The organism is Halostella sp. PRR32 (assembly GCF_034808085.1).
GTDB lineage: Archaea > Halobacteriota > Halobacteria > Halobacteriales > Natronoarchaeaceae > Halostella > Halostella pelagica.
On record NZ_JAXHGL010000001.1, the window covers coordinates 200,911 to 221,448 of the forward strand.

The 20,538-nt window shown below is 64.4% G+C and carries 19 protein-coding genes; 12 read left to right on the plus strand and 7 right to left on the minus strand.

Going from position 1 to position 20,538, the window contains the following annotated elements:
- The first annotated feature begins 36 nt into the window (after positions 1-36).
- The 7 genes from cofD to SM753_RS01180 all read left to right on the plus strand — a co-directional run bounded on the left by cofD (position 37) and on the right by SM753_RS01180 (position 5,879).
- Positions 37-1,047, plus strand: coding sequence for a 2-phospho-L-lactate transferase (cofD, locus tag SM753_RS01150; RefSeq protein WP_323190229.1), 1,011 nt, complete (start codon positions 37-39; stop codon positions 1,045-1,047).
- Positions 1,047-1,799 (plus strand): tRNA-dihydrouridine synthase, encoded by a 753-nt coding sequence (locus SM753_RS01155; protein ID WP_323190230.1) that lies wholly within the window; start codon positions 1,047-1,049, stop codon positions 1,797-1,799. Before cofD ends, SM753_RS01155 begins: the two co-directional genes overlap by 1 nt.
- A gap of 257 nt (positions 1,800-2,056) precedes the next feature.
- Positions 2,057-2,890 carry a triphosphoribosyl-dephospho-CoA synthase gene (locus SM753_RS01160; RefSeq protein ID WP_323190231.1) on the plus strand — a complete coding sequence of 278 codons (834 nt, stop codon included), beginning with the start codon at positions 2,057-2,059 and terminating at the stop codon, positions 2,888-2,890.
- Positions 2,887-3,474 (plus strand): DUF447 domain-containing protein, encoded by a 588-nt coding sequence (locus tag SM753_RS01165; RefSeq protein WP_323190232.1) that lies wholly within the window; start codon positions 2,887-2,889, stop codon positions 3,472-3,474. Before SM753_RS01160 ends, SM753_RS01165 begins: the two co-directional genes overlap by 4 nt.
- 24 nt (positions 3,475-3,498) lie before the next feature.
- Positions 3,499-3,687, plus strand: a complete 189-nt coding sequence (locus SM753_RS01170) for a 30S ribosomal protein S17e (protein WP_135534248.1) — start codon at positions 3,499-3,501, stop codon at positions 3,685-3,687.
- A gap of 157 nt (positions 3,688-3,844) precedes the next feature.
- Complete coding sequence (asd, locus tag SM753_RS01175) at positions 3,845-4,879, plus strand: aspartate-semialdehyde dehydrogenase (RefSeq protein ID WP_323190233.1); 1,035 nt, start codon at positions 3,845-3,847, stop codon at positions 4,877-4,879.
- A 163-nt stretch (positions 4,880-5,042) separates the two neighbouring features.
- Positions 5,043-5,879 (plus strand): hypothetical protein, encoded by an 837-nt coding sequence (locus SM753_RS01180; protein WP_323190234.1) that lies wholly within the window; start codon positions 5,043-5,045, stop codon positions 5,877-5,879.
- Positions 5,880-5,923: 44 nt separating this feature from the next.
- On the opposite strand, the gene SM753_RS01185 is transcribed toward SM753_RS01180, so the two are convergent.
- Both SM753_RS01185 and SM753_RS01190 read right to left on the minus strand, forming a co-directional pair.
- Positions 5,924-6,877: a D-2-hydroxyacid dehydrogenase gene (locus SM753_RS01185; RefSeq protein WP_135534251.1), complete on the minus strand. Its 954-nt coding sequence runs from the start codon at positions 6,875-6,877 to the stop codon at positions 5,924-5,926.
- 65 nt (positions 6,878-6,942) lie between these two features.
- Positions 6,943-7,731 carry an enoyl-CoA hydratase-related protein gene (locus SM753_RS01190; protein WP_323190235.1) on the minus strand — a complete coding sequence of 263 codons (789 nt, stop codon included), beginning with the start codon at positions 7,729-7,731 and terminating at the stop codon, positions 6,943-6,945.
- Positions 7,732-7,860: 129 nt separating this feature from the next.
- Here SM753_RS01190 and SM753_RS01195 point away from each other — a divergent pair, with 129 nt between their 5' ends.
- From SM753_RS01195 to SM753_RS01210, 4 genes are all read left to right on the plus strand, one after another.
- Entirely contained in the window at positions 7,861-9,231 is a 1,371-nt protein-coding gene (locus SM753_RS01195) for an NAD(P)/FAD-dependent oxidoreductase (protein WP_323190236.1), read from the plus strand.
- 506 nt (positions 9,232-9,737) lie between these two features.
- Positions 9,738-10,499, plus strand: coding sequence for a GIDE domain-containing protein (locus SM753_RS01200; RefSeq protein WP_323190237.1), 762 nt, complete (start codon positions 9,738-9,740; stop codon positions 10,497-10,499).
- 310 nt (positions 10,500-10,809) lie between these two features.
- Entirely contained in the window at positions 10,810-11,976 is a 1,167-nt protein-coding gene (locus SM753_RS01205; RefSeq protein WP_323190238.1) for a hypothetical protein, read from the plus strand.
- 104 nt (positions 11,977-12,080) lie between these two features.
- On the plus strand, positions 12,081-12,305 hold the full coding sequence (locus SM753_RS01210; protein WP_135534255.1) for a hypothetical protein: 225 nt from the start codon (positions 12,081-12,083) through the stop codon (positions 12,303-12,305).
- A 143-nt stretch (positions 12,306-12,448) separates the two neighbouring features.
- On the opposite strand, the gene SM753_RS01215 is transcribed toward SM753_RS01210, so the two are convergent.
- The 3 genes from SM753_RS01215 to SM753_RS01225 are packed head-to-tail and all read right to left on the minus strand — an operon-like array spanning position 12,449 to position 15,349.
- Positions 12,449-14,617 carry a bacterio-opsin activator domain-containing protein gene (locus SM753_RS01215; protein ID WP_323190239.1) on the minus strand — a complete coding sequence of 723 codons (2,169 nt, stop codon included), beginning with the start codon at positions 14,615-14,617 and terminating at the stop codon, positions 12,449-12,451.
- On the minus strand, positions 14,614-15,105 hold the full coding sequence (locus tag SM753_RS01220; RefSeq protein ID WP_323190240.1) for a response regulator: 492 nt from the start codon (positions 15,103-15,105) through the stop codon (positions 14,614-14,616). Before SM753_RS01220 ends, SM753_RS01215 begins: the two co-directional genes overlap by 4 nt.
- Entirely contained in the window at positions 15,098-15,349 is a 252-nt protein-coding gene (locus SM753_RS01225; protein ID WP_138797541.1) for a hypothetical protein, read from the minus strand. Before SM753_RS01225 ends, SM753_RS01220 begins: the two co-directional genes overlap by 8 nt.
- Before the next feature lie 175 nt (positions 15,350-15,524).
- Between SM753_RS01225 and SM753_RS01230 the strand changes: the two genes are divergently transcribed.
- A complete protein-coding gene (locus SM753_RS01230; protein ID WP_135534259.1) occupies positions 15,525-16,610 on the plus strand; it encodes an mRNA surveillance protein pelota in 1,086 nt (361 codons plus the stop codon).
- A 22-nt stretch (positions 16,611-16,632) separates the two neighbouring features.
- Here SM753_RS01230 and SM753_RS01235 read toward each other — a convergent pair whose 3' ends face one another.
- Together SM753_RS01235 and SM753_RS01240 are read right to left on the minus strand one after the other, a co-directional pair.
- The gene (locus tag SM753_RS01235) at positions 16,633-17,403 is read right to left on the minus strand and encodes a helix-turn-helix domain-containing protein (RefSeq protein ID WP_323190241.1); all 771 of its coding nucleotides are present in this window, start codon (positions 17,401-17,403) and stop codon (positions 16,633-16,635) included.
- On the minus strand, positions 17,403-20,420 hold the full coding sequence (locus SM753_RS01240; RefSeq protein WP_323190242.1) for an MMPL family transporter: 3,018 nt from the start codon (positions 20,418-20,420) through the stop codon (positions 17,403-17,405). Before SM753_RS01240 ends, SM753_RS01235 begins: the two co-directional genes overlap by 1 nt.
- Between the last annotated feature and the right edge of the window lie 118 nt (positions 20,421-20,538).

The following is a 20,538-nucleotide window of genomic DNA, read 5'->3' on the forward strand; positions in this document are numbered from 1 at the left end:
GAAACGATTAGGCACCTCCGTGAAATATCGGGACGTATGGTCACGTTTCTCTCCGGTGGCACTGGAACGCCGAAGCTCCTCGACGGTGCCGCGGCCGCGTTCTCCCCGGACGACACGACAGTTATCGCGAACACGGGTGACGACGTCGAACTCGGCGGTCTCATCGTCTGCCCTGACCTCGATACGCTCCTGTTTCAGGGCGCTGGCATTCTCGACAGGGAATCGTGGTGGGGTATCGGCGGCGACACCGAACGGACGAACTCGGCGCTCGACGACCTCGCGAGCGCGTTCGACCTCGAAACGGGGCCGCACTTCCTCGACGACGAGTTACAGACCGAGGGGCGGCCGCTCGCGGCGTGGCGACGGTTCTCCGGCGTCGCGGAGTTCATGACTATCGGCGACCGGGACCGCGCGTTCCACATCACCCGGACCAGTCTACTGGACCAGGGCCAGAGTCTCTCGGAGGTGACACAGACGTTTGCGGACGGCTTCGACCTCTCCGTCGACCTGCTGCCGATGAGCGACGACCCGGTCGCGAGCCTCATCCACACGCCCATGGGGAAGATGCACTTCCAGGAGTACTGGGTCGCCCACGGGGCCGAACCGGAGATCGAACAGGTCGAGTTCCGCGGCGCGTCCTCGGCGGAACCCGCGCCGGGCGTGCTCGACGCGCTCGAAGACGACGTCGTGATCGGCCCGTCGAACCCGGTGACCAGCATCGGCCCGATGCTATCGATCCAGGGTATCGGACAGAAGCTTCAGGAAGCGACCGTCGTTGCCGTCTCGCCGTTCGTCGGAGACGAACTGTTCTCCGGTCCGGCGGGGAAGCTCATGGAGGCGGTCGGCGGCGAGGCGTCGACTGCCGGTCTCGAAACGGCGTACCCCTTCGCCGACGCGTTCGTCCTCGACGAGGACGACGCGACGGAGTTCGAGCAACCGGTCGTCCGGACCGACACGGAGATGAACGATCCGGAAGATTCCGCCCGCGTCGCCAGGGCCGCCGCGGAGGCGCTGGAGGAAGCAAAGACCCTGGAGGAGGCACCGTAGTGTTCACCCCCCGTATCGCGCTGGCCAGCCTCAGCGGCGAGTCGGACGCCGCGTGGGCGCGGGCCGTCGAGGATCACGCCGGGGCGGCGTTTCTGGGCGGCATCGCACTGGACGACGCCGCCCGCGACGCCGCCCGCGAGATCGTGCGGGACCGCGACCGCAACGAGTTCCTGCCGACCGACCCGTACGCGTTCATGGACGAGCAGCTCGCGGCGCTCGACGACGCGCCGCTCCGGCCCGGGTTCAACGTCAGAAGCTCGACCGCCGAGCCCGTTCGAAGGGCCGCCGCGATCTGTGCCGACCACGACGCTGTCATCGAGATAAACGCCCACTGCCGGCAGGCGGAACTCTGCGACGCGGGCTGTGGCCAGACGCTCCTCCGGGACGCGGATAGGCTCTGTACGTACGTCCGGACCGCGTCCGAAACGGGCACAGCGGTGAGCGTGAAGGTGCGAACCGAAGTCGCTGGCGTCGACCTGCCGACGACCGCCCGACGCCTCGACGAGGCGGGCGCAGATATCGTCCACGTGGACGCGATGGACTCCGAGGGCGTCGTCGCGGACATCGCCGACGCGACCGACGCGTTCGTCGTCGCTAACAACGGCGTCCGCGACCGGGAGACGGCAGTCGAATATCTGGAGTACGGCGCGGACGCGGTGAGCGTCGGGCGGCCGAGCGACGACTCGGAAGTGCTGTCGCGGGTTCGGACGGCGGTGGAGGACTGGTTTTCAGCGAGCGCCGTTCAGTCGTGATTTCGGACGGGACGCGCGGCCGATAGTCGTCAGTGACAGTCATTGTACACTCGATCACCTGCTATCGGACGGTCAATATGAGCCGTTTCACTGGCTACTACGGTGTCGGCAGGATGGCTAGCCCAGTGTCTCTCTCAGGCCAGGACAACCCGACTCCGAATACCGTAGCAGTACGTTATACTTCCAGCCTCTCCGGCGGCACTGTTTCGCGGGGACAGCCGACAGTATAAGTAGTCGCACGGGAAAACGCTCATGCCATGAGAACGCCCGCACAGAACGCGGAACTCGCACTCTTGCTCGAAGTAGCGGGAACGCCGAAGCCCGGAAACGTCGACCGCGAGCGGGAGTACCCTGACCTCCGGTTCGAACATTTCCTTGCGGGTGCGGTCGGTGCCCGCCCCGGACTCGAAGACGCGGCCGACGGCGCGCCAGTCGGCGAGGCGTTCGAGCGGGCGGTCCGCGGGATGAGCGACCAGAGCGGCGGTAACACGCAGTTCGGCGCGCTCTTGCTTCTTACCCCCCTGGTCCGGACCGCCGACGCCCTGTCGCCCGAGAACGCCGCCGCCGTCGCCGGAGACACGACCGTCGAAGACGCCGCGAACTTCTACCGCGCGTTCGACCACGTGGACGTGTACGCCGGCGATCTGCCGGACGACGCGGACGCCCTCGACGTCCGCAGAGGAAGCGATGCCGTCCCCGATATCCGGGACCGCGGACTCACCCTCTACGACGTGATGGCGGAGAGCGCCGACTACGACGGTGTCGCCCGGGAGTGGGTCGACGGCTTCGAGCGCACGTTCCGCGCCGCAGACCGCATCGCCGACGCCGACGGACCCGTGTCGGCCCGCGCGGCAGACACGTTCCTGTGGATGCTCTCGCGGGAACCAGACACGTTCGTCGCCAAGCAACACGGCACGGAGGCGGCGCGGAGCGTCATGGTACGCGCACAGGAGGCCCGCGAGGACGGTCCCACGCTCGTCGACGCGTTCTCCGAATCGCTGGTCGAGTCCGGCGTCAACCCGGGGACGACCGCCGACCTCACCGCCGCGGCGCTGTTCGTCGCACTGGAACGCGACGAGGTCGAGGTATGAGCGACCCCTGGCCCGTCGAACTCCGGGGGGTCACGGAGTCGCTCGTGACTACGCTCGGACCGAACGACCGCTGGAACGTCGCGGCGCTCGGCCTTCACGCCGGCGACCCGGTAACGGCGACGACGTGGGGCGACACTCGAACGCGCCGGAACTTCCACCGGCAGGGCGGCGGCTACGTCCAGTTTTCCCGCGACCCCGAGACGTTCGTCGAGGCCGCGCTCTCGATTTACGAGGTCGACGGTCCCGTACTCGACAGTGCGGACGCGTGGGCCGAGGTGACAGCGAACCGATCGGACGCGGGCGACGACGGCGACACGCGCTGGGAGACGTGGGAACTCAGGCCGGCGGACTCCGGCGTCGAGCGCGAGACCGTTCCGACGACCAACCGCGGCTACTACGCCGTCATCGAGGCGACCGTCGCGGCGTCGCGACTGGACGTCGACGCCTATGATACCGCCGCCCTCCGGGACCGACTCGCGTACTTCGAGGAGGTCGTCGAAACCTGCGGCGGCGACCGCGAACGGGCCGCGTTCGAGCGCGTGACGGAACTCTCCGGGTGGAAATCGGAGAACGAATCCTTTTAGGGCCAGTCCGGGCAAGGACAGGGTATGCCGATCAAACCCGACTACGTCAAGAAGACCGGGACCATCCTCCTGGAGCGGTACCCGGACGCGTTCAACGACGACTTCGAGCAGAACAAAAAGAGCGTGCAGGAACTGACCAACATCGAGGCGAAGGGCGTCCGGAACCGCATCGCCGGCTACGTCACGAAGAAACAGAACACCGCCGAAGCGTAGTTCGGCCCGATTCTGGCTCGATAGGCAACGAACGACGGTCCGTAGCGACGCGTTTCTCTCTCCCGGACTCCGGGCCGTCGGCCACGCGAGATAGAACTGCCAGCAAATCGTGGCCTGACCCAAATGGTTTTGCGTCGCCGTTGCCGAAGGTACGTCAATGTCTGTACGCGTAGGCGTTTTAGGTGCAACCGGTGCGGTCGGGCAACGACTCATCCAACTACTCGACCCGCATCCCGAGTTCGAAATCGCAGCGCTCACCGCCAGTGAAAGCTCCGCCGGACGAACGTACCGCGACGCGGCCAAGTGGCGCGTCGACAGCCCGATCCCGGACGGCGTCGCCGACATCACTGTCGGCGCGACGGACCCCGACGAGGTTCCGGACGACGTCGATCTCCTCTTTTCCTCTCTCCCGTCGAGCGTCGGCGAGCAAGTCGAACCCGAGTTCGCCGACGCGGGCTACGTCGTCTCGTCGAACTCCTCGAACGCGCGACTGGCCGACGACGTGCCGCTCGTCATCCCGGAGGTTAACCACGACCACCTCGACCTGATCGAGGTCCAGCGCGACGAGCGCGGGTGGGACGGGGCGCTCATCAAGAACCCGAACTGCTCGACGATCACGATGGTCCCCTCCCTCGCGGTGCTCGACGGGTTCGGCCTCGAGCGCGTCACCGTCTCGACTCTGCAGGCCGTCTCGGGGGCCGGCTACGACGGCGTCTCGTCCATGGAGATCATCGACAACGTCCTCCCGCACATCGGCGGCGAGGAGGAGAAGATGGAGACCGAATCCCGGAAGCTCCTCGGCGAGTTCGACGGGAGCGAGGTGGAGTGGCACGGGATGGACGTCGCCGCCTCGTGTAACCGTGTGCCGACGCTCGACGGCCACCTCGAAAACGTCTGGGCCGAGACCGAGGAGTCGGCGTCGCCCGAAGCGGTCGAGGAGGCGTTCCGCGACGCGTCCGGCCTCGATCTTCCCTCCTCGCCCGACCGGCTCATTCACGTGTTCGACGACCCCAACCGCCCCCAGCCGCGTCTCGACCGCAACATCGACGACGGCCAGGGGATCGCCGTCGGACCCGTGCAGGAAACGTCCGACGGCGTCCAGTACGACTGTCTCGCGCACAACACCATTCGCGGTGCCGCCGGCGCGAGCGTACTGAACGGAGAGTTGCTGGTCGACCAGAACTACATCTGAAAGCCCCGACAGCAGCACGGTGGCCGCTGCTGCTTTTTCAACGTCCCCCGGAGCGGCGAGTTCACGAGCCGTCACTGGCGATGAAACGCACTTCGACCTCTGGGCAGTCAGACGATGCGGATGAATGCAAGCGTTTTTCGTCACGCCGCTCCTAGCCGAAACTATGGCCGAGCGACGGGTGACGTGGTCACTCGGATCCGGGAACTCGCGGATGGCCCGCGGGTTCTGCTACCTCCAGATCGCCGTCTTCGGTGGGATGGCGCTGGTGATCGCCGGCAGCATCGTGGGCCTGTTCGCGCTCACGCTCTGGAGCGGCAACTACCGGGTATTGGGCCTGCTCGTTCTCCTGACGCTCGTCGGCGGGCCGTTCTCGCTGCTGTATCTCCTGCCGCTTCTCACCGACCCGGAGCAGCGGCCGCCGATGCCCGAGACCTGGCGGGAGTTCCGGCGCTTGAGCGTCGGCGGGACGGTTGTCGCAGCCACACTGGGCGCGGTTGCGCTCGTCGCCGCGTTCGCCGTCGGTTCGCCGGCGCTGCTTGCGTCGATGTTCGTGGTTTTGCTCGCCGCCTTCGCCGCCGGGAAGTGGCTCACGAGCGACGGCGTGTTGGATCCGGACGTCGGGTCACTCACGTACGCTGACAGCGAGATAGACATCGACGCCATCACAGATGTCCGGCGGCGTGATATCGGCGTGTACGCTGTCGTGACCCTCTCTCACGATGCGGGTGTCGGGACGCCGCGGTGGCTAGTCCTCCCGGGTACAGTGGCCGACGAAGTGGTCCCCGTGCTCGACCGATCCGCCGAGGACGCGGAAGCGGCCGACACCCAGTCGCTCGCCGCCACCGCGGCGCTCGTCGCGCTGGGGCTGGGGACCATCGCCGGCGGCGCGGGGCTGGCGGTGCTTGGCAGAAACGCCGACAAGCCGGTCGCGCTCTACTGGATAGCTGCGTGGGTCGTCGCGGTCGGCTGTCTCTTCCTTTGGGTCGCGTGGATAGAGTGACTTCGGTGACGACACCGGCCAGATGAGCAAGACACGAACCGTCGTCAGATCACTCGGTTCTCCAGGTCCTCGTCGCCCGCGGCGTATCGCTCGGCGTTACCGGCGACTACGTCCGCCAGACGCTCGTAGTAGTTGGGGGTGTGACCCGCGTTGTGCGGCGTTATCTGGACGTTCTCGAGGTTCCACAGCGGATGGTCCTCGGGGAGCGGTTCGGGGTCCGTGACGTCCAGTGACGCCCCGCGGATCCACCCTTTCCGGAGCGCCGTCTCCATCGCTTCGGTGTCGACGACTGGCCCGCGAGCGACGTTGACGAGGACGGCACTCGGCGGAAGCGTGACGAACTCCTCGTGGCCGACGATACCGCGCGTCTCGTCGGTCAGCGGGCAGGCCAACACGAGGTAGTCCGTGCGGGCCGCAACCTCGCCCAGGTCGTCGAAGCCGAACACCTCGTCGGTCGGACCGCCTTTTTCGGGGCTGTAGCGGACGCCGACGGTGTCGACGCCGAACGGTTCCAACCGCTCGACGACGGCCCGGCCGATAGCGCCGAGGCCGACGACCGTGACCGTACTCCCGGCCAGTTCGTGAGTCTGGTAGTGACGCCACTCGCGGCGCTGTTGCCGACGCCACCCCTCGTGGAACCGTCGGGTGAACGAGAGTATCGCACCCAGAACGTGTTCGCCCATGTTCGGCCCGTGGACGCCCGAAGCGTTCGTCACGGCGACGCCTCGGTCAGCAAGGGCATCGAGCGGCAGGTGGCCCGTCCCGGCGTACGCGCAGGCGAACACGTCGAGTTCGTCAGCGCGTTCCAGCACGCGCTCGTCAAGTTCCATCCCGGTGACGTATCGGGCGTCCCGGATCAGTTCCCGTTCCTCGTCCGGCGTTCGAGCCAGCGTCACGGTTCCGTCCGGCAGTCGGTCACGGAGCGCGTCGGCGTACTGTTCGACCGGATCGCCGTGAGTTCCCTTCCGCAACACCAGAACCTCGGGAGCGTCGACCATACATCGACTCTCTGCGGGGAACCGCTTAATTGTTGAGAAGAGCGGCTCGCCGGCGGATACTCGACTTACTCGCCGGTGAAATCGGGGTCGTCAGCCCCGAAGAACGCGTCGTGACCTCGCGCGTAATCCGACGTTCTCGATAGATCGGAGATGGAGTCGGTTTCGGCGGCGAGCTGGGCCGGGAGGTCCCGCGCGTAGCTCTTGTTCAGCAGGCGTTTCGTCGCGCCGTATGCCCGCGTCGGCCCGTCGGCGAGCGTCGCTGCCAGTTCCGCGAGGCGGTCGTCGAACTCCTCTGCCGGGACGAGTTCCGTCGCGAGGCCCATCTCGACAGCCTCCGCCGGGGGGATCGGTTCGTCGAGCAGGGCGATCTCTCGCGCCCGGCGGTGACCCACCAATCGTGGGAGGAAGTACGTCGACCCGCCGTCGCCGGAGAGCGCGATCTCCGGGTAGGCGAACTCGAAGCGAGCGTCGTCTGCGACGAGGACCAGATCGCCGGACAGCGCGAGGCCGAACCCGCCGCCGGCCGCGACGCCGTTGACGCCCGTCACCGTCGGCATCTTCGCGGTGGCGACGTTCCGGACCGCGCCGTGTAGTCGGCTCGCGAGAGCGCGCAGGCGACGCCCGTCGGTCGCGTCGCCCTCGAACGTCGAGAGGTCGGCACCGGTGTTGAACGTGCCGCCGGATCCCGTGAGGGCGAGACAGCGAACCTCGTCGTCCTCGGCGAGGTCGTTCGTCGCGTCGCGGAGTTCGCCCGCCATCTGAACGGTGAGCGCGTTGTGGTGGTCGGCGCGTTCCATCGCGATCCGTCCGACGCCGTCGATGCGCTCGACTGAGAGATACTCGTACGTCGACATGCGTGCTACTGCGCGGGGGACCGGCAAAAGTCCCCCCGCCTGAGGACTGCCGCTCCGCGGCCGACCCGGACCGGACGAGCGTCGCGGAGTCAGGGGAATTTAATACCGCTCAACCAGTCGGGTTCGCGTATGGAACGGACAGACGTGGCCGTCGTCGGTGGGGGTCCGGCCGGCACCGCCGCGGCGTTGCAGGCGGCCCAACGCGGCGCGGACGTCGTCGTCTTCGAGAAGGGCGTCCCCCGAGAGGACAGGGACGGCCCGGGACCGGATTCGACGGACGCCGCGGGAATGCTGGACTACTGGGTCGACATCATGGACGTCGATTACCGGGAGATCCCGGACGAGGTTATCTTGCAGGAACTGGAGGACGTCGACTTCATCGGTCCGACCGCGTCGTGCACCCTCGGTCGGACGGGGATCGACTCCTCGTACCCGCACTTCGGATTCGCCTTCCACCGCGCCCGAATGGACGACTGGTGGCGCGAGAAAGCGGAGGACGCCGGGGCCGAGTACCGCGTTGGCACTAGCGTTGGGACCGTGGAAACGGACCTCTCGGGCCCCACACATCACCTCACGCTGGCTGACGGCGGCGAGGTCGAGGCGGATTACCTCGTTCTCGCGGACGGTCCACAACGGACCGTGACCAACCGCGTACTAGACCAGTTCACGCCCGAGGACCGGAGCATCACCGACGTGCTGGCGTCGACCGACGCGAACCACATCGCCTATCAGGAGTACCGACGCTTCCCGGAGGACGCCTTCGACGACGACACGCTGAAGTTCTGGTGGGGTGTGATGCCCGGCGAGACGGCCTACCCGTGGGTGTTCCCCAACGACGGCACGGTCGCCCGCGTCGGCCTGACCATGCCTATCGGCATGGACATCGACGACGTCGAGAATCCGGAGGAGTACGACCTGCTCCGGCCGGACGACGAGGAGATCCCCCGCGGCGGCGAGTACATCCGCCGCCTGCTCGAACGCGAGTACGGCGACGAGTACGACATCGAGGAGGACTTCCCGATCGTCGAGGACCGCGGAAAGACGAAGGGGACAGAGACGTACCCGATCTCTTCGACTCGCCCCATCGACTCGCCGACCGCGGCCAACGTCGCCGTCGCCGGCGGCGCGATGGGGACCACCTCGGCGTTCCATGAGGGCGGCTACCACGTCGCCATCCGCTCGGGCAAGATAGCTGGCGAACTCGCCGCGACGGATTCGCTCTCGCGGTACAACGACGCCTGGAAGGAAGCCATCGGCGACGAGATACTGCGAAACGTCACCTTCGCCGACATCGTCGCGGAGTACGAACCTGACGACTGGGACCGTACCTTCTCCGTAGCCACCGACATGCTCTCCGACGACCGTAGCGGTAGCCTTCTCAAGCCGCGGATCCGGAGCGGCGTCAGAGGCCTCAAACTCTACGGCAAGTACAAGTCGACGAAGCGGAAGTACCGAAACGGCAAGTACGTCCAGTTCGACGAATCCGAGTACACACTGTAACGGACTGACGGAGACGCAGTGACGGTTTTCGGCACGGTATAGCTGTTTAGGGCATTCGAAAGGGGTTAACCCGTTGCGCTCCTTGAGACATATGCGCGCCACAAGTCCCCGCCCGAGTTTTCCCGTCAGGGAGCGATGACAGTGCGGAGAACCCAGGCACGCGATAGATTCGGCGCTGCGGACGCCGTAGCGCTGGCCCGGCACGAGGGTTTCCCGACTGACCCGGCACGCCGCCAGGAGTGATGTCGGTCGTTAGTGTTCCGGGCCTACATTACGACCTTTTGCAGCGCTCGCTTCGTTGGACGAGTGACGCGCAAGTCGTCCGTTCGACCCGCGAGACGCGGCGCGTCCGGCGCTGCTCGCTTGCAAAAACTCGACCAAACGGACTCCTCGAGCAAGCGTGCAACCACATACAGAACGCATTGCTGTTTCCAAAGTTTCTAAATAAATGAAAGTTAATGTATTCTTCATGCGTAATTATCGGACCGGACAAGTCAGTGATCACAATGGCTGAAATCCCACAACCTGTCGTCGGCGCCGCAGCGCTCGCCCTCGTCGCCGTCGGCGCGTATATCACCTACCAAGCACTGGGGAACCTACAGAGTGGCTGGACCATCTGGCAGAGCGACCCGATCGATGCAGGGGACGTCGAGTACGAGGACGGTGTCGTCGAGGTACAGGGGAAAGTCGAGCAACTCGAAGCGGAGTTGCTCACCACGAAGTACACCGACACACCCGCCGTGGCCCACGAGTACAAACTCCAAAGGCACGAGGAGAACCGGAGCACCGAAAGCGGAGCCGAGTGGCAAACCGTCGATAGCGGCACAGAGACGCAACCGTTCTACGTGACCGACGAGACCGGGAGTGTCGCCGTCGATCCGGACGGGGCGACCGTCTCGCTGGACACGGAGAAGATCTCGGGGGGCTCCGAAATAGATATCGGACCAGTGGACGCCTCGACGGACAAGCGGTACGAGGGACGACTGGCACCCGGGGATCGTGTGCACGTGTTCGGCCAGAAGCGCCACGCCCAGGGAGATGGTCCGGACGGTGAACGGTTCTACATCGGTGACGGTGGTGAGACGGACACGTTCTCCGTCTCCGATACGACGGAGACCCGAACCATGGTGCGGTACATCGGCGGTGGCCTCACGTCTTTGCTATTGGGTCTGGCCGCACTCGCGGCGGGTGGGTTCCTGGCGCTCGTGCTGCTCGGGTACCTCGAATTTTCTGACATCGTCTTACAGTTGATCGCCCCTCTGGCGTAGCCAGGTCCGTACTGAGTAGCCGACAGACGTGTCCTCTATATTTAATATACGGCTCACGACAACGACTCACTGAGAATCTAATGGCTCGTACCTGTCGTACTCACACCATCACGGCAGCAGAGAGACACACTTCTGCAAGTATGCCTACTTAACGGGATGCAATATATAGCAGAGTCGATTTCGGTTTTACCGAGCCTACTAGTAGAAACTCGCCCGGTAGTGTTCCGGGCCTACATTTAACCCGTTAGTCGTGTCTTTTCAGCGTCCTGTTCTGGCAACGATTCATTACGCGCGGCGTTGTAGGGCTGACGTGACAGACGAAGAGCGACCCGATACCGACGACTCGGAGAATCAGGGCTCCGAACCGGACAGCGGCGTCCGTCGTCGCCAACTGTTACGGACCGGTGTCAACGTCGGCGTGGCGGGTGCGCTCGTCTTCGGTTTCGGTGCGAACTACGTGTCGTCGAACGACCTCGACAGCATCACCTACGCGATGGCCCGGCCGGAACCGGGGGCGACGGCGCTCGAACCCCGAACGAAGGAAGTGCCGGTCGCGTGGCACGAGAGCCTGCGGATAGCGTTACGGGTACAGGAGGAGATCCGGTCGTCGAGCCTGTCGCCGGTGAAGGGTTCGTTCATCGTCCCGGGCAGTTACGACGACCCCCAGGCATCGGTCTCCGTCGACGCGACGGAGGAGAACATCTCCGATTCGCTGGGGAACCTGACGGAGGAGGTCCCCGTCGAGGTGAGTCTCGTCGACGAGATCCCCCCGAAATCCGGAACGGACCACGACTCCGAGGACGCCTACCAGGTGTCCGAACTCGACCCGGCCCACGTTCCCGGTGGCGTCGTGTGTCAGGCTGGAGAGAACTTCGGCACTCTCACCCCGGCACTGTTCGACGCCGAAACCGGCTCTCGGTTTTTCGCCACGTCGAATCACGTGTTCGGCGCTTCGGGGGCGAAATCGACCGAACATCGGGGCGAGTCGCTGTTTCTCCTCCACGACGGGGAACAGCATCAGATCGGAACTGTGGAGCGAGGCTATCCTGAGGCAGATATCGGCCAGATCGCCCCGGCCGAGGAGTACCGTCCGTCGACGGAGATCGAACGGGCCTCGCCGTCGCAGGTCATCGGCCACTACACCAAGATGGGTCTGGCCGACCTGAGTGCACGGGGGGAATCACTCAGAAAAGTCGGTGCGCTGTCAGACGACTCCGCGGGCCGGATCAAGGGGATCGACGGCGTGACCTGTTACACTGGAGCGGTCTGTAAATCCGGACAGCTCAAGTGGGGCGACGAGGGCGATCTCGCCGACGGCGACAGCGGGTCGGTGAACTTCCATCAGGACCCCGAAAACCCGGACGACTACCTCCTCGTCGGCGGCATCAACAACGCCCGGACCTGGTGGCCCGGGTCGAACTTCGCCTGGGGAACCGCCGCGCACCACCTGTACTCCGAGTACGGCCTGCATTTCTAACCAGCGGATCAGCGACCGAGTTCGCCGGATCGACCGGTGACTGACGCACAAACAGTTACAGCCGGCAGTGTACTTTTACTACCGAGAACGTCCACAGAGTAACTATGGCGTTGACCGGGCTTTCGCGGCTACCGCGGCTCGTTCTCGGATCCCTTCCCTGGCGTGTACTGGTGCTGGATCTGGTGGTCATCGTCGCGTGGGTCGGCGTCGTAACGTTCGCCTTCGAGGGCGCGGGCTGGCCAATATGGCTGTACTACGCCGTGATATTCAGCGGCGTGATCATGTACTCGGTTGGTATCGGTCCGTTGCTGTCACGGCGTGGGTCGTGACACAGAGCCCCGGGAGCGGGCATCGCGGTTGTACTCCTTTAGGGACTGTTGTAACTGTGGACCGGTATTCGCCGACCCGTGACGGCGACAGGCCGAAATGACTTACAACAGTCCCTATCAGGGGGTCGGTCGAGGCACCGACGTTATAGCGACCCCTCGTGGAAGAGTTTCTCACAGAGTTTCCGCTGGGCCGCGCGGAGGTGATTGTTGAACGTCGGCTGAGAGATACCCATCGACTCGGCGACTTCGACTGCGGTGCGCTCGCGCGGCGTCTCGAAATACCCGCCGAAGTATGCAGTCTGAAACGCCTCTAGCTGGCGGTCAGTCAGCGCCTCGGTCAGCGATGCTCGCAGTCCAGTGGTCGACTGGTGGGGGCGTTCCTTGTTCCGCTGGGCGACCAGTTCCGAGTTCTGATACTTCGTCTGAAACATGTCGACGAACTCGCGGATGGCCGCATCGGCGGCTAGGTCGACCGTCACTGTGGCGACCCCGTCTTCAACGTACAGTTTGTGCATCCGTCCGCCGTGATCCAGCACGGTCGTTGCGAGGCTCTCGGCGGAGAGGTCAGCCTCGAACAAACTGATTCGAACGCCGTCTTCCTCGTACTCAGAGATCACAGTGAGGTCGAACGCCGGGAAGCGGTGTGTGTATTCGAGGACGTCGTCCGCCGGCACCCCGCGCGTCGAAAAGAAATACCGAACCCCGCCGGCCGACCGCGGGACCACGTTGTCGACAGTGATATCGCAGTCGAGGTCCCGAGCCAACTCAACGAAGGTGAGAGAAGAGTCAGTTACGGAGAACCGCAGTCTCGTGATCTCGTCGTTCACGAGCGCCTTCTTGCTCTCGACCGCGTTGATCGCGTACGCGATGGTGTCGGCCAACTCCGTCAGTACAGTCTGTTCCAGTTCGTTGAACACGCCGGATTCCCCTGCGTAGACGTTGAGGACACCGTACAGCGTGTTTTCGTAACTCAACGGCAGTGCAATGGTGGCGTGGTAGCCCCGTTCGAGCGCCTCCTGACGCCACGGACCCAGCGAACGGTCTACGACGACGTTGTTGACGACCTGAGGTTCGCGTGTCTTCACCGCCTCAGCGGTGGGGTTTTGCGTCTCAGGGAGGTCACCCACGTTTAAATTGACGTTTTCGAGGAACCCCCTCTCGTCGCCGGCGAACTCCCGGGGTGAGAGTTCTTCGGCCATCGCATCGCGTTCGCCGACCCAGGCGAGTTCGTACGGACCGACGTCCGCCAACTGTTCGCAGACGACCGTCTCTATCTCCTGTCTGGTGGACGCCTGAACGAGCGACTGAGCGATGGTCCGAATGATGTCGTTGACCCGGTTCAACCGTTCGAGCGTCTGGTTCTGCGCTTCGAGTGTTTGTTCTCTCTCGTACAGTTCCCGTTCGCGGTCCACCCGGTCGAGCGTGGCCGTAACGTTTCCGGCGACCGTTTCGCCGAACTCGAAATCGGTCGCATTGAACCCGCCGGACTCGGTCGCCCCCGTTATGAATACGCCGTGTTTCGAGAGGGGGAAGATAGCCAACTCGGTAGCCAACGGGTGATCCGAACTCTCCCCGTCGTCGGGCGGGACGGATACGCGGCGCGTGTCGTTCTCGATGAACGCCCCCCAGCCGGACCCCTCGCCGATGTCGAGTATCGAGGTGTCACGCAAGACCTCTGCGGCGTCGTCCGTCATCCTGGACGGGCGGAGGTCGCCTTCCTGGTCGTCGTAAAGCGCGATAGCCGTCACGGGGAGACCGAGCGTCTCCGCGGCCGCCTCGACTACGAACTCGCTCACCTCGTCCGCCGTCTCGGCGTCGGTGAGGGCGCGGTTTAGCGTGTTGAGCGCTTTCAGTTGCTCGTGTCGTCGCGTGCGGTCGCGTTCCTGACGGTTCCGTTCGATAGCGTGGTGGATCGACCGAACCAGCAGGTCACTCGTCACGTCGTCTTTCACGAGGTAATCCTGTGCGCCGTGCTGGATCGCCTCGATCCCGACCTGCTCGTCGCGGAGTCCCGTGAGGACGACTATCGGGACGAACTCCGTCGCATCGACCATCGTACTGAGCGTGTCCAGACCGGTACTTTCCGGCAGGCCGAGGTCGAGGAGGACCACGTCGATATCGGAGTCAGTCAACCGTGCGAGGCCGTCGGAAATGCGCTTTTCGTGGTAGATCCGCGAACCGATTGCAGTTGTCTGGCCGAAGTCGACACGCTGAAGCAGTTCCTCCGCGTTTCTGAGCATCTCTTCGAACAGTCGCGCGTCCCCGGGGTTGTCTTCGATCAGGAGGACGTTGAGCGCGTCGGAAGCGCTCACTCGTTCTCACCCGTAGACGGTGAAAGCTCGTTCTCGTCCGCATACGGCGGAAGGCGGATGACCGAGAGCCAAAACGTCTGCAACGTCTTCACGGTGTCTATGAACTTGTTCGGGTCGACTGGTTTCGTGAGATACGCGTTCGCGTCGAGTTCGTAGGACCTGACGATGTCTTCCTGTGCTTCCGAACTCGTCAGAACGACCACGGGGACGCGCGAGAGTTCGGGATCGCTGTTTATCTCTTCGAGGACCTCGTCGCCGTCTTTTCGCGGGAGATTGAGGTCGAGCAGGACGATATCCGGGCAGGGGGCGTCCGCGTGGTCCCCGCGCCTGTAGAGGAAGTCGAGCGCTTCGACCCCGTCGTTTACGACGTGGAGCGTGTTTGCGATCCTGCCGTCTTCGAACGCCTCCTTCGTCAGGCGGACGTCGCCCGGGTTGTCCTCGACGAGCAGGATGTCCGCCGGATCGCTCGAACTGGCCCGTTCACTCATCGTCGGGGTTTGTGGTGTCGGCAAGCGTTTCGTCCGGGATGGTTCGGTCCGTGGCACGCTGTTCGGTGTTACATTCGAGAGGAGAAACGCAGTCGTCGCGTGGAAGGTAACACATACCGAGAATATTCCCGCACCCGGCAATTACCTCGACGGCGTCGTTGGTCGTGCCGAAGCGATCGAGAGGTCCGGTTTCGCCCGCATCTCGACAGAGGACCCTCCCTGTGTCCCCGACCCGTTCAGTCATATATTCGGTACAGGGCCCCGAAAGGATAAGTTTCCCTATTACCATCCCTCTGACGGCCTGTTATGACAATTTTCACTGTATACTTGTATGATGTATTCCGCTGTTCCGACCGGTTACCGGAGGTCCGGCGACGCGAATAGCAGGGCACTTATCCGGGTAGTTCGCAGGGGAAGGTATGGAGATCAAGAGCCGGGATCGCGCCGAGGAGGGCCGAACGCGGATCACCCTCGTCCCGGAGAGCCTGGACGACCTCTGGCACCTGCAGTACGTGCTCGAACCCGGTGACTCCGTCTCGGGCGACACGACGCGGCGCATACAGCGCGACGACGACAAGATGCGCGATACCGGCGGACAGCGCGAACACATGTACGTCACCATCGAGGTGGACTCCGTCGAGTTCGCCAAGTTCGCCAACCGCCTGCGGGTCGGCGGGGAGATAGTCGACACCTCCCGCGAGGACCAACTCGGCTTCCATCACACGCTCAACGTCGAAGAACGCGACGAGATAACGATCACCAAGCGGTTTCAGCCGGACCAGTTAGAACGCTTAGAGGAGGCCGTCGAGGCGACGGACGCGCCGGACGTCGCCATCGCAACCGTCGAAGAGGGCGAAGCGCACATCCACACAGTCGCCCAGTACGGCACCGACGAGTACGGGTCGTTCACGGGGACAACTGGCAAAGGAGAGTACGCACGCTCCCGCGACGAACTGTTCGGCGAGGTCACCGCCGCGCTGAAGCGACTCGACGTCGACGCGATCATCCTCGCCGGTCCGGGGTTCACGAAGCGGGACCTGTTAGATTTCGTCGAAGAGGAAGCGCCCGACATGGCCGAGAGGGTCACGACCGTGGACACGAGCGCGGTCGGCGACCGGGGCGTCCACGAGGTGCTAAAACGCGGGGCCGTCGCGGACGTGCAACAGGAAACCCGTATCGCCGAGGAAGCGGAACTCATCGACGCCCTCACTCAGCGGATCGGCGAGGGCGCGAAAGCGGCATACGGTCCCGAACAGGTCGCGAAAGCCGCCGACTTCGGCGCGGTCGAACAGTTGCTCGTGCTGGACGAGCGCCTCCGAAAGGAGCGCGGCGCAGTGAGCGAGGACGAGGAGGGGGCCGAGTGGGATGTCGATGTCAACGAGATAGTCAGAGACGTCGAGCAACAGGGCGGCGACGTGACCGTCTTCTCATCGGACTTCGCGCCCGGCGAACAACTCGCGAACCTCGGCGGCATCGCGGCGCTGCTTCGATACCGCCTCGAGTGAGACGGGAGGTCCCGGCGAACGGTCACACCTTCCGGTCGAACGAGTCGAAACTGGAATTCATCAATTCGATCAGGGCGGACGCGAAGTTCGTCTCGACGCTCCAGAACGCCGTCTCCCGGTTGATGCCCGAAACGTCTTCTTCTCCGAGCACGGAGAGGAGGACGCCTTTCCCGTCAACGCGAACGACTCGACCGATGCTCGTGTCGCCGCTAAACGGCGGCGGCGGGACAGTAGTGAGGACCGCATCGTCGGCGAACCGGTTCCGGACCCCCTCGTCGACGCTGACGACGCCCACGTACAGGCCCGCTTTCTCCCGGTCACGAAGCGCCGTCTCGATAGTCTCGGTCATCAGGTCCGGGTCTGGCGTTCCGAAGATGACGCTCTCCTCTGCCTCGCGAATCAGTTCGACGATCCGGTCTTCCACGTGTTCCTGACCGCGGACGGTCCAGATGTCCTCCTGTTCCTCCCCGTCGTCGCTGTGTTCCTCCCGAACGTCCTCGACGTAGTCGAACGCCCGCTCCTGTTCGCGCTCGAAGCGCTCGCGCAGGATCGACCGGGCCGTCTCGATGCTGACCGGCCGGTATCGCATCGGGTTCGACTGTTGGACCTCGACGAGACCGCGCTCTTCGAGGTTCTCGGCGGCGCTGTACACCTGTGACCGGGGCACCTCAGCGACCCTGTGAACGTCGCGTGCGGTCCCGGAACCGAGTTTCTGTAAGGCGATGAACACTCTCGCCTCGTAGCCGGTGAGCCCAAGGCGTTCGAGCGACGACACCGCGTCGCTCTCGGCCATCAGTTCTCACCACCGTCGGGATGGACTGACGCGTCCGTGTCGCCGGTGCCGGCAGTACGGTCCTCGGGTGCGAGATACCTCGTCCAGACGACGAGCAGACTCGGCAGGACGACCACGGACGCGATGAACGCGTAGATGATCGTCAGCCCGGTGATGATACCGAACTGCTGGAGCGCCGGGAAGATGGCGAGGGAGAGGACGCCGAACCCGCCGACTGTCGTCGCGGCGCTGCCGAGCAACGCCCCGCCGGTGCCGGTGATGCTCGTGTCCATCGCCGCCCAGATGTTGTCCCGACGCTTGCGTTCGAGGTTGAACCGCTCGCTCAAGTGGATGCTGTAGGCGACGCCGAGTCCGATGGTCAGGCTGGTGATCATCCCAGTCAGGACGTTAAAGGGCATCCCGATCACGTGCATCGTCCCGAGGATCCACGAGACGGACAGCGCGACCGGCATGAGGGTGACGACGCCCAGCGAGGCGCTGCCGTGCGTGACCCGGTAGGCGATCATCAGGAACCCGAACACGGCGACGAGCGTGATCATCAGGCTCTCGATGACCGTGTCGAGCAGTTGGTCCTGGACGATCTCGTTGACGATCGGCGACCCGGTCGCGGTGGCCGTCCAGATATCGCTCTCGCCGTCGTCGTCGACAGCGCCCGCGGCGTCTCGCATCCGGTCGGTGGTCTCGGCCGTCGACAGACCGCCGCGAACGGACACCTCGACCTGGGCGGCGCGGTACTCGCCGTTATCGCGGTAGATCACCTGCCCGGCTTGGCTGGGTGCCACCTCGTACAGCGTATCGTACACGGCCGTCAGGTTCTCGTCGGGAATGCCGTCGCCGTCGGTGTCAGTCTCGTTGACGACCGCCGCCATCGTCCCGTTGCGATCGGCGACGGACCTGATCACCGAGTTGGGACTCGTCACCGACGGATTGCCGCCGGAGGTGACGAACGCCACGTCGTTTTCCTTGATGCGTTCCTCGGACCGATTGACGCGTTCGAGGGTGTCCGGGTGAGTGATATCACCCTCGACCAGCACCTGCGCGACCTGGTCCTCGCGCTGGAAGTTGTCGTTGATGTAATCGAGGTTCTTCTTCACGGAGTACTCGCCGGGACGGAACGGTTCCGGCAGGTCGTACATGTACTCCGGCGGGTCGTCAGCGATGAAGTCCTCGTTGGAGAAACTGGTGTCGACCTGCGTCGCACCGTACGCGCCCGCGACGCTGACAGTCAGGGCGAGAGCGATGACGACAAACGGCGCGACCTTCGCGGCCGTCGACCCGACCGAAAGCACTCGGCTAAACCGGCCTCCCCCGGTACCGAACGCACGTTTCCGGCGGTCGATGCCGCGCTTTTCCAGCGCACCGTCTATCTCTACTTTCAGCGCCGGAATGAACGCGCCGAACACGAGCAGCGCGACCGCGATGCCGAACGAACTCACGATCCCGAAGTCCTGGATCGGTCCGAGCGGGCTGATGAGATTCGACATGAATCCGATGACCGTCGTCGCCGTCACCCATATCAGGGCGACGCCGACGCCGACGAGCGCCGCTCGCATCGACCCGCGGACGCTTTCGCCGTCGCTGGCCCCGCGCTCCTGACGCTGTTCGCGGTGACGCATGAAGATGTGGATCGCGTAGTCGATAGAGAGCCCGATGAGCAACACGGGCACCGCGATCATGATCTGGTTGAACGTGATGTCGGCCCAGCCCATGAACCCGAACGTCCAGATGAGGACCGTGAAGATGCCGACGAATCCGAGAACGATATCCAGCAGGTCCCGGTAGGCGATCAGGAGGGTGAGGAGAACGAACAGCAGCGCGAGCGGCCCGACGATGGCGAGACTGTCGCCCATCGACTGGTCGGTCTCCTCGCCGATGATGCCGAAGCCGAAGACGATGTACTGTTCCCCGTTGCTCTGACGCTCGGCCTGGTCGCGGATGGCCAACTGAGTGTCGACTAGATCATCTGAAACCTCTCCCGCGTTCTGAACGTTCGACCCGGTGGACTGGAACACGACCATCATCCGCGCGTCCGCGGTGGTCGACCCGGGGTCGTAGTTCGACGCCATCAGTGCGAGCGGCCCGCCGTTCCCACCGTTGTCGCCGCTCAGAAGCGTCTCGACGACGGACTCGACCTGAGAGTCGTTCATCGACTCTACCTGGTCGATCTGCTCGTCGAGGGGCGGGAGAGCGCCCGCCTGAACCGCGGCCTGTCGCTCTTTGAGCTGTTGGCCTCGTTCGGTGAGGGTCTCGCGCCGCTGCTGGAGTTCGTCCGCTCGGTCCCGAACGGCCGCGTACTCCTCGCTGAGGACGCTCTCGTTGCCGGGACCGGCGTAGGTGGCGACGGCGTACGCCAGACGTTGCTCCTCGTCGGTCTCCGCGTTCCGAATCAACCGCGCCGCCCGCTCGAACGTCTCGGCGTCGTCGTCGCTCAGATTCACCGGCGTGTCCCGTCGGACCGATTCGAACACGGCTCGCGGGTCGGCGGACTCATTGCGTGCAACGCCTGCGAGTGCGGCTTCGAGGTCGCTAGCCGTCTGGTTCAGCTTCTCCTGTTGCCGCCCGAGCGCGGCGTAGTCGGCCTGTAAGCTCTCGTTCTCGGCCTCGATGGCGCGCTGTTCCTCCTGAATCCCACCGTACGCGGCGACGTAGTTCGAGACTCCCAGAACGGGGTCCTCGTCGTCGAGCGACTCGTTTATCGTTTCGTTCTCGCGGAACGACTGCTGGAGCCGCAATGAGCGAAGCAACGACTCCTTCGTGAGTACGTTCCCGGTCTCGTTTCGGACTATCACCTGTACCGATGTCGTGTTCTCCCGTCCGGAGGTGAAGTTCTGCTCGACGTAGCTCTGCTTTGCCTCCTCGACGGACCCGGTCTCGAACTGGGCTAGCGACGAAGACTGTTCCACCATCCCGGCACCGCCCCCGACGACAGCGGTGAGGACGATCATCACGGCGATCACGATACGAGTGTGCGTCGCGATCGCGTCCGTGACCGAGTCGGTCAGACCCACGTCGACCACGCTCCGTTCCCGTTGTAGCTGGTTATATCGTGCATTGTAAGCACTGTTGTTATGAGGCTACTAACAACACGTCGTCCTTAAGGGTGATGGTTTCGTTCGAACTGTCGGAAAATCATCG

Coding starts and splice junctions, on each gene's coding strand:
- cofD (WP_323190229.1), top strand. CDS start 37: ATGGTCACGTTTCTCTCCGGTGGCACTGGAACGCCGAAGCTCCTCGAC.
- SM753_RS01160 (WP_323190231.1), top strand. CDS start 2,057: ATGAGAACGCCCGCACAGAACGCGGAACTCGCACTCTTGCTCGAAGTA.
- SM753_RS01165 (WP_323190232.1), top strand. CDS start 2,887: ATGAGCGACCCCTGGCCCGTCGAACTCCGGGGGGTCACGGAGTCGCTC.
- SM753_RS01170 (WP_135534248.1), top strand. CDS start 3,499: ATGCCGATCAAACCCGACTACGTCAAGAAGACCGGGACCATCCTCCTG.
- asd (WP_323190233.1), top strand. CDS start 3,845: ATGTCTGTACGCGTAGGCGTTTTAGGTGCAACCGGTGCGGTCGGGCAA.
- SM753_RS01180 (WP_323190234.1), top strand. CDS start 5,043: ATGGCCGAGCGACGGGTGACGTGGTCACTCGGATCCGGGAACTCGCGG.
- SM753_RS01185 (WP_135534251.1), bottom strand. CDS start 6,877: ATGGTCGACGCTCCCGAGGTTCTGGTGTTGCGGAAGGGAACTCACGGC.
- SM753_RS01190 (WP_323190235.1), bottom strand. CDS start 7,731: ATGTCGACGTACGAGTATCTCTCAGTCGAGCGCATCGACGGCGTCGGA.
- SM753_RS01195 (WP_323190236.1), top strand. CDS start 7,861: ATGGAACGGACAGACGTGGCCGTCGTCGGTGGGGGTCCGGCCGGCACC.
- SM753_RS01200 (WP_323190237.1), top strand. CDS start 9,738: ATGGCTGAAATCCCACAACCTGTCGTCGGCGCCGCAGCGCTCGCCCTC.
- SM753_RS01210 (WP_135534255.1), top strand. CDS start 12,081: ATGGCGTTGACCGGGCTTTCGCGGCTACCGCGGCTCGTTCTCGGATCC.
- SM753_RS01220 (WP_323190240.1), bottom strand. CDS start 15,105: ATGAGTGAACGGGCCAGTTCGAGCGATCCGGCGGACATCCTGCTCGTC.
- SM753_RS01225 (WP_138797541.1), bottom strand. CDS start 15,349: ATGACTGAACGGGTCGGGGACACAGGGAGGGTCCTCTGTCGAGATGCG.
- SM753_RS01230 (WP_135534259.1), top strand. CDS start 15,525: ATGGAGATCAAGAGCCGGGATCGCGCCGAGGAGGGCCGAACGCGGATC.
- SM753_RS01235 (WP_323190241.1), bottom strand. CDS start 17,403: ATGGCCGAGAGCGACGCGGTGTCGTCGCTCGAACGCCTTGGGCTCACC.